The organism is Streptomyces sp. NPDC107654 (assembly GCF_055639035.1).
In genome coordinates this window covers 185521-199223 of sequence record NZ_JBVKBI010000005.1, presented here as the reverse complement: position 1 = coordinate 199223, position 13703 = coordinate 185521, and the positions used below count along the sequence as shown (strand labels likewise).

At 73.0% G+C, this 13703-nt stretch carries 11 protein-coding genes; 9 read left to right on the top strand and 2 right to left on the bottom strand.

Annotated features, from left to right (window positions below; translation table 11 throughout):
• The first annotated feature begins 133 nt into the window (after positions 1-133).
• The 4 genes from ACZ7N4_RS11505 (at position 134) to ACZ7N4_RS11490 (ending at position 3930) form a co-directional block, all read left to right on the top strand.
• A complete protein-coding gene (locus ACZ7N4_RS11505) occupies positions 134-1642 on the top strand; it encodes a flavin-containing monooxygenase (protein ID WP_471356603.1) in 1509 nt (502 codons plus the stop codon).
• The gene (locus ACZ7N4_RS11500; RefSeq protein WP_471356600.1) at positions 1639-2748 is read left to right on the top strand and encodes an alpha/beta fold hydrolase; all 1110 of its coding nucleotides are present in this window, start codon (positions 1639-1641) and stop codon (positions 2746-2748) included. Before ACZ7N4_RS11505 ends, ACZ7N4_RS11500 begins: the two co-directional genes overlap by 4 nt.
• The gene (locus tag ACZ7N4_RS11495) at positions 2745-3629 is read left to right on the top strand and encodes an SDR family oxidoreductase (protein ID WP_471356597.1); all 885 of its coding nucleotides are present in this window, start codon (positions 2745-2747) and stop codon (positions 3627-3629) included. The genes ACZ7N4_RS11500 and ACZ7N4_RS11495 overlap by 4 nt, the downstream gene beginning before the upstream one ends.
• A gap of 88 nt (positions 3630-3717) precedes the next feature.
• Positions 3718-3930, top strand: a complete 213-nt coding sequence (locus ACZ7N4_RS11490; protein WP_471356595.1) for a hypothetical protein — start codon at positions 3718-3720, stop codon at positions 3928-3930.
• 82 nt (positions 3931-4012) lie between these two features.
• Here ACZ7N4_RS11490 and ACZ7N4_RS11485 read toward each other — a convergent pair whose 3' ends face one another.
• A complete protein-coding gene (locus ACZ7N4_RS11485; RefSeq protein ID WP_471356592.1) occupies positions 4013-7441 on the bottom strand; it encodes a S41 family peptidase in 3429 nt (1142 codons plus the stop codon).
• Between the two features lie 149 nt (positions 7442-7590).
• On the opposite strand from ACZ7N4_RS11485, the gene ACZ7N4_RS11480 reads away from it, so the two are divergent.
• From ACZ7N4_RS11480 to ACZ7N4_RS11460, 5 genes are all read left to right on the top strand, one after another.
• A complete protein-coding gene (locus ACZ7N4_RS11480) occupies positions 7591-8193 on the top strand; it encodes a TetR/AcrR family transcriptional regulator (protein WP_471356589.1) in 603 nt (200 codons plus the stop codon).
• A gap of 103 nt (positions 8194-8296) precedes the next feature.
• Positions 8297-10510: an MMPL family transporter gene (locus ACZ7N4_RS11475; RefSeq protein WP_471356586.1), complete on the top strand. Its 2214-nt coding sequence runs from the start codon at positions 8297-8299 to the stop codon at positions 10508-10510.
• Between the two features lie 173 nt (positions 10511-10683).
• Positions 10684-11172 (top strand): YbaK/EbsC family protein, encoded by a 489-nt coding sequence (locus ACZ7N4_RS11470; RefSeq protein ID WP_471356584.1) that lies wholly within the window; start codon positions 10684-10686, stop codon positions 11170-11172.
• Positions 11169-12014: an EamA family transporter gene (locus ACZ7N4_RS11465; protein ID WP_471356581.1), complete on the top strand. Its 846-nt coding sequence runs from the start codon at positions 11169-11171 to the stop codon at positions 12012-12014. The genes ACZ7N4_RS11470 and ACZ7N4_RS11465 overlap by 4 nt, the downstream gene beginning before the upstream one ends.
• Before the next feature lie 77 nt (positions 12015-12091).
• Positions 12092-12367, top strand: a complete 276-nt coding sequence (locus tag ACZ7N4_RS11460; protein WP_471356578.1) for a DUF1876 domain-containing protein — start codon at positions 12092-12094, stop codon at positions 12365-12367.
• A gap of 52 nt (positions 12368-12419) precedes the next feature.
• Here ACZ7N4_RS11460 and ACZ7N4_RS11455 read toward each other — a convergent pair whose 3' ends face one another.
• Positions 12420-13607, bottom strand: a complete 1188-nt coding sequence (locus ACZ7N4_RS11455; protein ID WP_471357126.1) for a serine hydrolase domain-containing protein — start codon at positions 13605-13607, stop codon at positions 12420-12422.
• Between the last annotated feature and the right edge of the window lie 96 nt (positions 13608-13703).

The window sequence follows — 13703 nt, the reverse complement described above, 5'->3', positions numbered from 1 at the left end:
CGCCCGCAGCCTATGGCGTACCGCGGGTAACTTTCCCTCCTCCGCCCCCTACCGCTCAGTACGCGACTGCTCTACAGTCCCATTGCGCCAGTAATCACTGGCAGAGTCCTAGGTGATGCGTGGAGGCTTCGGGATGGCCGAGCACGAGCATGTACGGGTGGCGGTGATCGGATCCGGGTTCGGCGGTCTGGGGGCCGCCGTCCGGCTGCGCCGCGAGGGGATCACCGACTTCGTCGTCCTGGAGCGCGCCGACAGCGTCGGCGGCACCTGGCGGGACAACAGCTACCCCGGGTGCGCCTGCGACGTGCCCTCGCACCTCTACTCCTTCTCCTTCGCGCCCAACCCCGACTGGCCGCGCACCTTCTCCGGGCAGCGCCACATCCGTGCCTACCTGGAGTACGTCACCGACCTCTTCGGACTGCGCCCCCACCTCCGCCTCGGCTCCGAGGTCAAGCTCATGACCTGGGACAACGACACGCTGCGGTGGAACATCGAGACCACCCGGGGCGCGCTGACCGCCGACGTCGTGGTCTCGGCCACCGGGCCGCTGTCCGACCCGAAGATCCCGGAGATCCCGGGCCTGGACTCCTTCCCCGGCAAGGTCTTCCACTCCGCCCGCTGGGACCACGACTACGACCTGCGCGGCAAGCGGGTCGCCATGGTCGGCACCGGCGCCTCCGCGATCCAGATCGTGCCCGCCATCCAGCCCCGGGTCGGCCGGCTCACCCTTTTCCAGCGCACCCCGCCGTGGGTGATGCCCCGCGTCGACCGGGCGATCAGCGGCGCCGAGCGGTGGCTGCACCGGCGGCTGCCCGTCACCGCCCAGGCCCGGCGCGGCCTGCTGTGGGGCATCCGGGAGCTGCAGGTGCAGGCCTTCACCAAGCGTCCGGACGAACTCGGCCTCGTGGAGCAGCTCGCCAAGCGGAACATGGCCCGGGCCGTCAAGGACCCGGCCCTGCGCGCCAAGCTCACCCCGGACTACCGCATCGGCTGCAAGCGGATCCTGCTGTCCAGCACGTACTACCCGGCCCTGGCCGAGCCCAACGTGGACGTCGTGGCCAGCGGGCTCGGCGCAATCCGCGGGTCCACGGTCGTGGCCGCCGACGGGACCGAGGCCGAGGTCGACGCGATCGTCTTCGGCACGGGCTTCCACGTCACGGACATGCCCATCGCCGAGCGGGTGGTCGGCGCGGAGGGCATCACGCTCGCCGAGTCCTGGAAGAACGGCATGCAGGCGCTGCGCGGCGCCTCGGCGGCCGGGTTCCCGAACTGGATGACGATCATCGGCCCCAACACCGGCCTCGGGAACTCCTCCATGATCCTCATGATCGAGTCCCAGCTGAACTACATGGCGGACTACCTGCGGCAACTGGACGTCCTCGGAGGCCGTGCGGCCCTCGACGCCCGGCCCGCGGCCGTCGAGGACTGGAACCACCGCGTCCAGGAACGGATGAAGCGGACGGTGTGGAACACCGGCGGCTGCACCAGCTGGTACCTGGACGCGAGCGGCCGCAACACCACCATCTGGCCCGGTACGACCACCGAGTTCCGGCGCGCGACCCGGCGGGTGGACCTCGCGGAGTACGAGGTGATCCGCGAACCCGCCGCGGTCTCCGGGCGGAAGAGCGAGGCCGTCGCATGAGCCGCGCCGCCTCCGTCACGAGCGGCCCCTACGCCCCGCCCGTCCCGGCCCGCACCCTCACCGCCGTCTCCGCCGACGGCGCCCGGCTGCACGTGGAGGTGCACGGCCCGGAGAACGCGCCCCCGGTCGTCCTCTCCCACGGCTGGACCTGCTCGACGGCGTTCTGGGCGGCGCAGATACGGGAACTGGCCGTCGACCACCGGGTGATCGCCTACGACCAGAGGGGGCACGGTCGCAGCCCCGCGAGCCCCGCGTGCACCACAGAGGCGCTGGCGGACGATCTGGAGGCGGTCCTCGCGGCGGCCCTCGCGCCCGGGGAGAAGGCGCTCGTCGTCGGCCACTCCATGGGCGGCATGACGGTCATGGCCGCGGCCGGCCGGCCCCGCTTCCGGGAGCACGCCGCCGCCGTCCTGCTGTGCAGCACGGGCAGTTCGCGGCTGGCCGCCGAGGCGCGTGTGGTGCCGTTGCGCGCCGGGCGGGTGCGCACCTGGCTCACCGGGCGCGTCCTCGGTTCCCGCGCCCCCCTCGGCCCGGTCACCCCGCTCGCGATGCGCGTCCTGAAGTACGCCACCATGGGCGCCGGTTCCACCCCGGACCGCGTGGAGGCGTGCGCGCGGATCGTGCACGCCTGTCCGCGCGCCGCGCGCCACGCCTGGTCGGTCGTCCTCGCCGGGCTCGATCTCGACCACGGCGTACGGGAGTTGCGGCAGCCGACCGCGGTGATCCAGGGCACGGACGACCGGCTCACGCCCCCGGTGCACGCCCGTGCGCTGGCGGCCGCGCTGCCGCACTGCGTCGGCGTCACCGAGCTGCCCGGCATCGGCCACATGACCCCGATCGAGGCGCCCGAGCCGGTGACCGGCCGGATCCGGGAACTCGTCGGCACGTATGTCACGGGGGCCGGCCCCGGGCACGGTTCCGTCCCCGCGGAGATCTCCGCGGAGGCTCCCACGGAGATTCCCGCGGAGATTCCCGCGGGGATCCCCGCGCAGAAGGCGGCGGGGACTCCCGGGCCGGAAACGGCGGAGACTCCCCCGCGGAACGCCCCGCTGACTTCCCCGCGGAACCCCCCGCGGACTCCCACGCAGACCAAGGAGAGCGCATGAGCAGGGTCAGCCTCGAAGGGCAGGTCGCGGTCGTCACCGGGGCGGCCCGCGGCGTCGGTGAGCTGCTGGCGCGGAAACTGTCCGCGCGCGGGGCGAAGGTCGCGCTGGTCGGACTGGAGGAGGAGGCCCTCAAGGAGGTCTCCGGGCGGCTGCACAGCGACAGCGCCCACTGGTACGCCGATGTCACCGACCACGAGACGATGAGCCGGGTCGCGCAGGAGGTGAAGGCCCGGTTCGGGAAGGTCGACATCGTCGTCGCCAACGCCGGCGTGGCGACCGGCGGTCCCTTCGCCGACTCCGATCCGCAGGCCTGGCGCCGGGTGATCGAGGTGAACCTGATCGGTTCGGCGGTGACCGCGCGCGCGTTCCTGCCGGTGCTGGTCGAGAGCCGCGGCTATCTGCTGCAGATCGCCTCGCTCGCCGCGATCACCCCGGCCCCGATGATGACGGCGTACTGCGCGTCGAAGTCGGGCGTGGAGGCGTACGCGCACAGTCTGCGCGCCGAGGTCGGCTACCAGGGTGTGCGCGTCGGCGTCGGCTACCTGTCCTGGACCGACACCGACATGGTGCGCGGCGCCGACCAGGACGAGGTCATGCGGGAGCTGCGGCAGCGGCTGCCGTGGCCGTCGAACAAGACGTACCCGCTGGGGCCCGCGGTGGACCGGCTCGTCGCCGGGATCGAGCGACGCTCGGCGCATGTGTACGGGCAGTGGTGGCTGCGCGGCATGCAGGGCGTGCGCGGGTACCTGCCGGCGCTCATCGGGACGGTCGGGCAGCGCGAGATGAAGCGGTTCGCGCCGCGCCTGCAGGGCATGCGCTCGGGGCTCGTCGGCGCAGGTGGGGCCGCGGACGAGACCGCTCGCGCTACGCACCGTAACTGATCGACATGCAGGGCGTGTTCAGTCGTGTGAATCTGGTCGAGGCCCCACAGAGGGGGTCTGAACCCACCCACCACGGGAGTGAACCCACATGGGTATGAAGGACCAGTTCCAGGACAAGTCGCGTCAGGCCAAGGACCAGGCCAAGGAGAAGATGGGCCAGGGCCGCGAGAAGGCCGGCCAGCGCGGTCAGCAGAGCGGCCGGGAGGGCCAGCAGCCGCAGCGCGGCGGCAAGAACTTCCGTGACATCGAGGACACGGAGCAGCAGGTCGAGGACCGGCTCGGCCAGGACTACGAGTCCTAGGCACTGAGCTTCGGTCGCCGTGGGGTGCCCTTCTCGGAAGGGTGCCCCACGGCGCGTCGTGCGCCGGTGCCCGGCGGCAACGTCATGCGCCGGTCCTCGGCGGCAGCTTCGGGCGGGAGCGGTCGGGTACGGCGCTGTGGTCCGGGGGGACCGCCGCCGGGTTGGTCTCCAGCAGGCTCAGCGCCAGTTCCACCGCGTCGGCCAGCTGGGCGTGGCGGCCCTCGGCCCAGTCGAGGGGGGTGCGCACGATCTCCAGGTCGGGGGCGACGCCGTGGTTCTCCACGGACCAGCCGTAGGCGTCGAACCAGGCCGCGTTCATGGGGACGGTGATGACGGTGCCGTCGCCGAGCCGGTGCCGGCCGGTCATGCCGACGACTCCGCCCCAGGTGCGCTGGCCGACGACCGGGCCGAGCTTCAGCAGCTTGAAGGCGGCGGTGATCATGTCGCCGTCGGACGAGGTCGCCTCGTCGGCCAGCGCCACCACCGGACCGCGCGGGGCGTTGGAGGTGTACGACACCGGCTGCGCGTCCCGGGTCAGGTCCCAGCCCACGATCGTCCGGGTCAGCTTCTCGATGACGAGTTCGCTGATGTGGCCGCCCGCGTTGCCCCGCACGTCCACGATGAGCGCGGGCCGGGACACCTCCATCCGCAGGTCGCGGTTGAACTGGGCCCAGCCGGAGCCGCCCATGTCCGGGATGTGCAGATAGCCGCAACGGCCACCGCTCAACTCCCGTACCACGGCACGGCGTTTGGCCACCCAGTCCTGGTAGCGCAGCGGGCGTTCGTCGATGAGCGGGACGACGGCCACCCGTCGTGCGTGCCCGGTGTCGCCCTCGCCCGTGAGGAAGGTCAGCTCCACCGTCGTGCCGCCGGAGCCGGCCAGCAGCGGGTACGGGCCCGCCACCGGGTCGACCGGGCGGCCGTCGACATGGGTGAGGACGGCGCCCTCGCGGATGCCCGTGCCGGCCAGCGGGGAGCGGGCCCTGGAGTCGGAGGAGTCGCCGAGCAGGATCCGCTTGACCGTCCAGCGGCCGTCGCGGCGCACGAAGTTGGCGCCGAGCAGGCCTTGCCAGCGCTGGTAGTGGGGCGGGCCCTCGTTGCGGCGGGCGGCGGTGACGTAGGCGTGGGAGGTGCCCAGTTCGCCGAGGACCTCGCGCAGCAGGTCGGCGAACTCGTCGGGGGACGCGACCCGTTCGACCAGCGGACGGTACTGGTCGAGCACCGCGTCCCAGTCGATGCCGCACATGCCCGGGTCCCAGAAGTAGGCGCGGATCAGCCGCCCCGCCTCGTCGTAGGCCTGGCGCCACTCGGCGGGCGGGTCGGCCTCGTGCAGGATGCGGCGTACGTCGATCCAGACGGTCGAGTCGGCGTCGCCGGTCTCGGTCGACGGCACCGCCCGCAGGTCGCCCTCGTCCACCACGACCAGCCGGGTGCCGTCGCCGCTCACCGTGAACCAGTCGAGGTGGTCGACCAGTTCGGACTTCTTCGCCTTGGTGATGTTGAAGTACTCCAGGGTGGGGCGACCGCTGGTGTCGGCCGGGTTGACGAAGGTCTCGCCGAGCGCGCCCGAGATCGGCCAGCGCAGCCAGACCAGGCCGCCGCCGGCGACGGGGTGCAGCCCGGAGTACTTGGAGGCGATCACCGGGAACGGTGTGACCCGGTTCGCCAGTCCCTCCACCTCGACCGTCACCGTCCCGGCCTCGCCGCTCTCCTCGTCCTCCAGCGGGTCGAGTCCGCCGGCGGCCGGCCGGCCCTCGGGGTTGAGGGCGAAGGGGGAGGGGGTCGCGGAGGAGAGCGGGACGAGGTACGGGCGGCAGCCGAGCGGGAAGGACAGGTCCCCGGTGTGCACGTCGTAGACCGGGTCGAAGCCGCGCCAGGAGAGGAAGGCGAGGTAGCGGCCGTCGCGGGTGAAGACCGGGTTCTCGTCCTCGAAGCGGCCGTTGGTCACGTCCACGATCAGCCGGTCCTTGATGCGGGCCAGCTTGATCTGGCGCAGGGAACGGCCGATGACGGGGTGCGACCAGGTGATCCAGGAGCCGTCGGGGGAGAAGGCGAGGTCGCGGACCGGGCCGTTGACGGACCGGGTCAGCTCGGTGACGGTTCCGCGCGGCCCGGCGGCAGCGGCAGCGGCACCGGTCTCCTCGGCCCCGCCCTGCCGCTCCTTCGCCTGCTCCTCCGTCCCCGCCCCCGTCTCCGTCCCCGCCCCCGTCTCCCTCACGGCCCCCGTCCCGGCCTCCGTCCCCGCCTCTGTCCGCGTCTCGCCCCCCGCCCCCGTCCCGCCCTCCGTCTCCTCCTCCGGCACGTCGATCAGCAGCAGCCGGCCGTCGTGCGAGGCCACGGCCAGGCGTTCGCCCAGGGGGTCGGAGACCAGCTCCAGGACGCGGCCCAGGGAGCCGGAGGCCGGCCGGCGGGGGGCGCGGCCGCCGGTGGCGCGGGGCAGGTGGACGACCTCGACGGCGTCCTCGCCCTCGGCGTCGGTGACGTAGGCGATCTGGCCGGTGGAGCCCAGCATCTCCGGCAGCCGTACCCGGACGCCGGGCGTCTCGGTGATCGTACGGGCGGGGCCGTCGCGGTGGGTGAGCCAGTACAGGCTGCCGCGGACGACGACCGCGCTGGCCCGTCCGGTCTCGTCCACGGAGATGCCGTCGATGTTCTGCGCGGCCGGCACCTGGTGGCGGCGGCGGCCGGTGCGCGGCCCGCCGAGCCGGATGTCGAGCCTGCGCGGTACGCCGTCCGGGGAGAGGTCGTCCACCAGCCACAGGTCGCCCGCGCACTGGTAGACCACCCGCTCGCCGTCGCTGGAGGCGTGCCGGGCGTAGAAGGCGTCGTGGTCGGTGTGGCGGCGCAGGTCGGTGCCGTCCTGGGCGCAGGAGTAGAGGTTGCCGACGCCCTCGTGGTCGGAGAGGAAGGCGATCCGGCCGGCGACGAACAGGGGGGAGGCGAGATGGCCGTCGAGGTCCGGCAGCAGCCGCTGCCCGTGCAGCCACAGTCGGCCCATGGCACCGCCGCGGTACCGCTTCCAGGAGGCCGGTTCGTGCGGCGGGGTGCCGGTGAGCAGCAGGGTCTTGTGGACGCCGTCGACGTCGGCGACCTGGATGTCGGCGACCGGCCCCCAGGGCAGCCGGCCGCCCGGGTCGCCGTCGGCCGGCACCTTGTAGGCCCAGGTGAAGTGCGAGAAGGGCTGGCCGTGGGAGGCCACGGCGAGGATGTCCCCGTCCGGGGTCCAGCCGCACACCTGGGTGTCGGCGCTGCCCCAGTACGTCAGCTGCCGGGCGGGTCCGCCCTCGACGTCGACGAGGTGGATCTCGGGGACGAGGCTGCGCCAGTTCGTGTAGGCGATCCGGCGGCCGTCGGGGCAGAAGCGCGGGTGCCCGGCCTTGGTGCGGTCCGCGGTGAGTCGCCAGGCGCGGCCCGGGGCGTCGAGGGGGGCCAGCCAGAGGTCGTCCTCGGCGACGAAGCAGAGCAGGTCGCCGCTGAGGTGGGGAAGGCGCAGATAGCTCACCCTCCCCATGCTTTTCCGCCGCACCGGCGCCGGCAACTTATGGGGCCTTCACCTTCGTGACCCAACACACGTACGAAACGGTTTCGTTTCGTTTGGCGGGCAGGGTATCTTCGTCACTGTACGAAGACGAGGACCGACGGAGCGGGAAGGTGACGGGCATGACGGAAGCCGTGGCGGCGACACGCCGCAGCCGGATCACGCCCGAGCGCGAGGCCGAGCTGTACGAGGCCGTGCTCGACCTGCTCCGCGAGGTCGGCTACGACGCCCTCACCATGGACGCCGTGGCCGCCCGCACCCGGTCCAGCAAGGCCACGCTCTACCGCCAGTGGGGCGGCAAGGCCGAACTGGTCGCCAAAGCCGTGCGGCACAACAAGCCGGGTCAGGCCGATGACGTCGACACCGGCTCGCTCAAGGGCGATCTGCACGCGCTCACCCAGCGTGCGGACGACTGCGAGATGGAGCAGAATTCCGCGCTGATGCGGGGCCTGGCCATGGCGATGCACGGCAACCCGGATCTGCTCAAGGCGTTCCGGGAACACCTCATCGAGCCGGAGATGGCCGACTTGCGCCGCGTGCTGCAACGGGCGGTCGACCGGGGCGAGATCCGTGCGGACAACCCGGCGATCGGGTTCGTGATGCACATGATGGTCGGCGCGTTCGCCGCCCGCACCATGATCGACGAACAGCCGCCGACCCAGGCCTTCCTCCTTTCGTACATCGACGCCGTGGTCCTCCCCGCCCTCGGCGTTCCCGCGAGCTGACCCCCCTCCCCAGCAAGCCCACCACCTGACGTCACCGCTCTCGTCGTCGGGCTGATCACCCCTGCCCTGTTGAACCCCACGACCTGACCGGGAGTACGCCTCCGTGGCCACGTTCCTCTACAAACTCGGCCGCCTCGCCTTCAGGCGACGGCACTTCGTCGCCCTCATATGGGTCGCGTTGCTCACCCTCGCCGGGGTGGGCGCCGCCTCCGCGCCGGCCGCCGGCAACACGTCCTTCTCCATCCCCGGTACCGAGGCCCAGAAGGCCTTCGACCTGCTGGAACAGCGCTTCCCCGGGATGAGCGCCGACGGCGCCACCGCCCGGGTCGTCTTCAAGGCCCCCGAGGGCGAGAAGATGACCGACGCCGCCAACAAGGCGGCCGTGCGCAAGACCGTCGAGGAGCTGGCGAGCGGCTCCGAGGTCGCCTCCGTCGCCGACCCCTACACCGGGCACGCCGTCAGCAGGAACGGCACCATCGCCTACGCCTCGGTGAAGTACAAGGTCTCCGGCATGGAGCTGGAGGACTCCTCCAAGGACGCCCTGAAGGAGGCCGCGCAGGACGCCCGGGACGCGGGCCTCACCGTCGAGGTCGGCGGTGACGCGCTGACCGCGACCCCCGAGACCGGCTCCAGCGAGGTCATCGGCATCGCGGTCGCCGCCGTCGTCCTGGTCATCACCTTCGGCTCGCTGCTCGCGGCCGGATTCCCGCTGCTCACCGCCATCATCGGGGTCGGCATCGGCGTCTCCACGATCACCGCGCTCGCCAGCGCCCTGGACCTGGGCTCCACCACCTCCACCCTGGCCTCGATGATCGGCCTCGCCGTCGGCATCGACTACGCCCTCTTCATCGTCTCCCGCTACCGCGCCGAACTGGCCGAGGGCCGCGAGCGCGAGGACGCGGCCGGGCGGGCCGTCGGCACGGCGGGCTCGGCGGTCGTCTTCGCCGGCCTCACCGTCGTCATCGCCCTGGTCGGCCTGTCCGTCGTCAACATCCCGATGCTGACGAAGATGGGCATCGCGGCGGCGGGCACGGTCGCCATCGCCGTCCTCATCGCCCTCACCATGATCCCGGCGCTGCTCGGCTACGCCGGCCGAAGGATCAAGCCGGCGGGCGAGAAGAGCAGGCTGCTCGGCGGCGGCCGGGCGCCGAAGAACCCCGGCCGTCCGAACATGGGCACCCGCTGGGCCGGCTTCGTCGTCCGCCGCCCGATCGCCGTCCTCCTGCTCGGCGTGCTCGGCCTCGGCGCGGCGGCGGTCCCGGCCGCCTCCCTGGAACTGGGCCTGCCCGACGACGGCTCCCAGCCGACCTCCACCACCCAGCGCCGCGCCTACGACCTGCTGTCCGAGGGCTTCGGACCCGGCTTCAACGGCCCGCTGATGGTCGTGGTCGACGCCAAGGACAGCGACGACCCGAAGGCCGCCTTCCACAAGGTCGGCGAGGAGATCAAGGGGCTGAAGGACGTCGTCACGGTCACCCCGGCCGCGCCCAACAAGACCGGCGACACCGCGACGATCACCGTGGTGCCGAACTCCAAGCCGTCCTCGGCCACCACCGAGGACCTGGTGCACGCCATCCGCCACAAGGGCGCGGACATCGCCCGGGACACCGACTCCACGGTCCTGGTCACCGGCTCGACGGCGATGAACATCGACGTCTCGCAGAAGCTGAACGACGCGCTGCTGCCGTACCTGGCACTGGTGGTGGGCCTGGCGTTCCTGCTGCTGATCGTGGTCTTCCGCTCGATCCTGGTCCCGCTGAAGGCGGCCCTCGGCTTCCTGCTGTCGGTGATGGCCGCGCTCGGCGCCGTCGTCGCGGTCTTCCAGTGGGGCTGGCTGTCCGGCCTGATGAACGTCGAGCAGACCGGACCGGTCATGTCGATGATGCCGATCTTCATGGTCGGCGTCGTCTTCGGCCTCGCCATGGACTACGAGGTGTTCCTCGTGACCCGCATGCGGGAGGCCTACGTCCACGGCGAGAAGCCCAGCCAGGCCGTCGTGACCGGTTTCCGGCACGGCGCCCGGGTCGTCACCGCCGCCGCCGTCATCATGATGGCCGTCTTCTCCGGCTTCATCGGCTCCAGCGAGTCGATGGTCAAGATGATCGGCTTCGGTCTCGCGATCGCCGTCTTCTTCGACGCGTTCCTCGTCCGCATGGCCATCGTCCCGGCGGTCCTCGCCCTGCTGGGCAGGCGAGCCTGGTGGCTGCCGAAGTGGCTCGACCGCGCCCTGCCCAAGGTGGACGTGGAGGGCGAGGGCCTGCGCACGCGGTCCTCGGCGGACGGCAGGGAGGGCGAACGGGAGCTGGTACGCGCCTGACGCACCAGACCTCCTGTGAGGAGCGGCCGGTGGGGGTGCCCGTGGGGACGGGGCCGCACCCTCACCGGCTTTCCGCCGTCCGCACCCCGGCGGAACGCGTCCGCACCCGGACGGGATGCGTCCCGGGCGGAACGCGTTTCGTCCGCCGCACGGTGACCCGTTAGCGTGCGCGTATGACGACGACCGCTCACCCTCGTTTCGCCGCCGCCGTGGAGGAGTTGGGCCTGGGGGAGCTGCTGCCCCTGGTCCGCGGCTTCCCCGAGGCGACCCGGACCGCCGCCGAGGCCGCCGCCGCCATCGGGTGCGGGTTGAGCCAGATCTGCAAGTCGCTGGTCTTCGCCGCCGACGGGGTGCCCGTGCTGGTGCTGATGGACGGGGCCTCGCGGGTGGACGTGGAGCGGGTGCGCCGGGAACTGGGGGCCGGGGAGGTCGGCCGGGCCGATGCGGGGGTGGTGCGGGAGACCACCGGGTACGCCATCGGCGGGGTGCCGCCCTTCGGGCACCGTACGCGGACGCGGGTCCTGGCCGACCGGTCGCTGATCGCCCACGACGTGGTGTGGGCGGCGGCCGGAACGCCGCACACCGTCTTCCCGATCGAGCCCGGGGAACTCGTCGCCCGCGCGGGCGCGACACTGGTGGACGTGCGCGAGCAGCGCGCGTGACACCGGTCGTCGCGGCGGCCGTGCTGGTCGCCGCCGTCACCCACGCCGGCTGGAACGCCCTCGCGCACCGCATCACCGACAAGCGGGCCGGGTTCGCCCTCATCTCCGGGGGCGGGCTGCTCATCGGGCTCGCGCTCACACCGTTCGCCGGGTTCCCGGCGGGGGCCGCGTGGCCGTACCTGTTCGCGTCGGCGGCCGTGCACATCGCCTACTACGCCCTGCTGATGACCTCGTTCCGGCTCGGTGACTTCGGGCAGGCGTACCCCATCGCGCGCGGCAGCGCCCCGCTCGTCGTCACGCTGCTCGCCGCCGTCTTCGCGCACGAGATGCCCGGCGCCTGGGCGGCCGCCGGAATCGCCGTGTCCTGCCTGGGGCTCGGCGGAGTCGCGCTGTGGGGGATGCGCGGCAGGCGGCCGGACCGGGCGGCGATCGGCGCGGCCCTCGCCACCGGTCTGACGATCGCCGTGTACACGGTCGTCGACGGTATGGGCGTCCGGGCCGCGCACACCCCGCTCGGGTACATCGCCTGGCTCATGGTCGTCCAGGGCTGGGTCCTGCCCGCGTACCTGTACGCCCGCGCGCGGGGCGGCACGGTACGGCTGCTCCGTCCGTACGCCGCCCTCGGCCTGCTCGGCGCCGCCATGTCCGTCGCCGCCTACGCACTGGTGCTGTGGGCCCAGACCCGCGCCGCGCTCGCCCCGGTCGCCGCCCTGCGCGAGTCCTCCATCATCGTCGGCGCGGCCATCGGCGCCCTGTTCTTCAAGGAGCGCTTCGGCGCGCCCCGGATCGTGGCGGCGGGCCTGGTGGTCGTCGGGATCGGGCTGATGCTGCGCGCCGGTTAGCGGCGGCCCCGGCCCGACATGACGGGCCGGGGGCGGTGGCGCACCCTGGAATCAGCGATTTCTCGGAGGTGGTCGTCATGATGCACACCACTGTGGGATGGCACGTCGAGCTCGAGTTCGAGGAGGACGACCAGCACACCCGCGCGGCGGCTCTGGTGCGCTTGCCCGACGGCAGTGAGGTGCGGGCCCACGGCCGCGCCAGCCGGCACCGCGTGGACTCGAACCAGCCCCGGGTCGGCGAGGAGATCGCCGGCGCCCGGGCCCTGAACGAACTGGCCATGCAGCTGCTGACCAAGGCCCACGAGGAGATCGACCAGGCGTCCGGGCGGACCTCGCACCCCATCCACGTGTGACACGCGCCCGGCGCGCCCCGCAGGCCCCGCGCGTCCCCCGGGCGCCCGTTGGTCAGGCGAGTGCCGTGCGGACCGCTCGGACCAGCGCCTGCGCCCTCGGATCCGCCGTCACGCCGCTCCGGAAGCCGTTGGTGACGTAGCCGAAGGCGATCCCGGCCTCCGGGTCGGCGAAGCCGAGCGCGCCGCCCCGGCCGGGGTGGCCGAAGGAGGCGGGGGAGAGCAGCGGGGACGCGGCGCCGTGCAGCATGTAGCCGAGGCCGAACCGGGTGCCGACCACCAGCACCCGGTCCGGTCCGGCGGACCGCTCCGCCCGGGCCAGTTCCATGGTCTCCGGGGTGAACAGCCGTGTCCCGCCGTCCACCTCCCCGATGAGCGAGGCGTAGAAGCGGGCCAGTCCGTCGGCCGTGGCGATGCCGTTGGAGGCGGGCAGGGCGGCGGCGCGGTAGGCGGGGTCGTTCTCGTCGGGGAGCGGGGTGATCGCGGCGAACGCGCGGCGGGTCAGCGACTCCGGGTCGGCGTAGGCCTCGGCGACCGCGCGCTTGGGGCGGGTCTTCAGGCCGCCCGCGGTCTCGGGCGCGTCCACCGGGCCGACGCGGCCCACGCGCGCGTGCTCCGTCCCCGGCAGGCCGAGCCACAGGTCCGCGCCGGCGGGCCGGGCGATCTCGTCCGCTATCCAGTCGCCGGCCGGGCGGCCGGTGACCCGGCGGAGCAGCTCGCCGGTGAGCCAGCTGTAGGTCTGGGCGTGGTAGCCGTGGTCCGTGCCCGGCTCCCACACCGGCGCCTGCGCGGCGACGGCCGCGGCGCCCCGGTCGGGATCGGCGGCCTCGGCGGGCGTCAGCGGGCGGTCCAGTACGGGTACGCCCGCGCGGTGCGCCAGCAGGTCCCGCACGCGCGTGCGCTCCTTGCCGGCCGCCTTGTACTCCGGCCAGTAGGTGCCGACCGGGGCGTCCAGGTCCAGTTCGCCGCGCTGGTGCAGGAGCAGGAGCGCGGCGGCGGCGACGCCCTTGGTCGCCGAGCGCACGACCTGCGCGGTGCCGTGCTCCCAGGGCACCGTGCCGGCTGTGCCGGCTGTGCCGGCTGTGCCGTCCACGTCTCTCGTGCCGGCCCACAGGTCAACGACCCGGTGCCCGTCGCGGTAGACGGCGACGGCCGCGCCGCGCTCGCCGAGCCGCGCGAAGTTGACGGCGAACGCCTCCCTGACCGGCTCGAAGCCCTCGGCCACCGTGCCGTTCACGTTCACATCCACGCCGGGTCCCTTCACTCGCTTACGACCATGAGTGAAACACGGGGGCGCGGCCTTGGATTCCTCAGTGCCCCTGGCCCAGCAGCACGAGAC

Excerpts from the sequence above, each read along its gene's own strand:
- ACZ7N4_RS11505 (WP_471356603.1), top strand. The coding sequence starts at position 134 with ATGGCCGAGCACGAGCATGTACGGGTGGCGGTGATCGGATCCGGGTTC.
- ACZ7N4_RS11500 (WP_471356600.1), top strand. The coding sequence starts at position 1,639 with ATGAGCCGCGCCGCCTCCGTCACGAGCGGCCCCTACGCCCCGCCCGTC.
- ACZ7N4_RS11495 (WP_471356597.1), top strand. The coding sequence starts at position 2,745 with ATGAGCAGGGTCAGCCTCGAAGGGCAGGTCGCGGTCGTCACCGGGGCG.
- ACZ7N4_RS11490 (WP_471356595.1), top strand. The coding sequence starts at position 3,718 with ATGGGTATGAAGGACCAGTTCCAGGACAAGTCGCGTCAGGCCAAGGAC.
- ACZ7N4_RS11485 (WP_471356592.1), bottom strand. The coding sequence starts at position 7,441 with ATGGGGAGGGTGAGCTATCTGCGCCTTCCCCACCTCAGCGGCGACCTG.
- ACZ7N4_RS11480 (WP_471356589.1), top strand. The coding sequence starts at position 7,591 with ATGACGGAAGCCGTGGCGGCGACACGCCGCAGCCGGATCACGCCCGAG.
- ACZ7N4_RS11470 (WP_471356584.1), top strand. The coding sequence starts at position 10,684 with ATGACGACGACCGCTCACCCTCGTTTCGCCGCCGCCGTGGAGGAGTTG.
- ACZ7N4_RS11460 (WP_471356578.1), top strand. The coding sequence starts at position 12,092 with ATGATGCACACCACTGTGGGATGGCACGTCGAGCTCGAGTTCGAGGAG.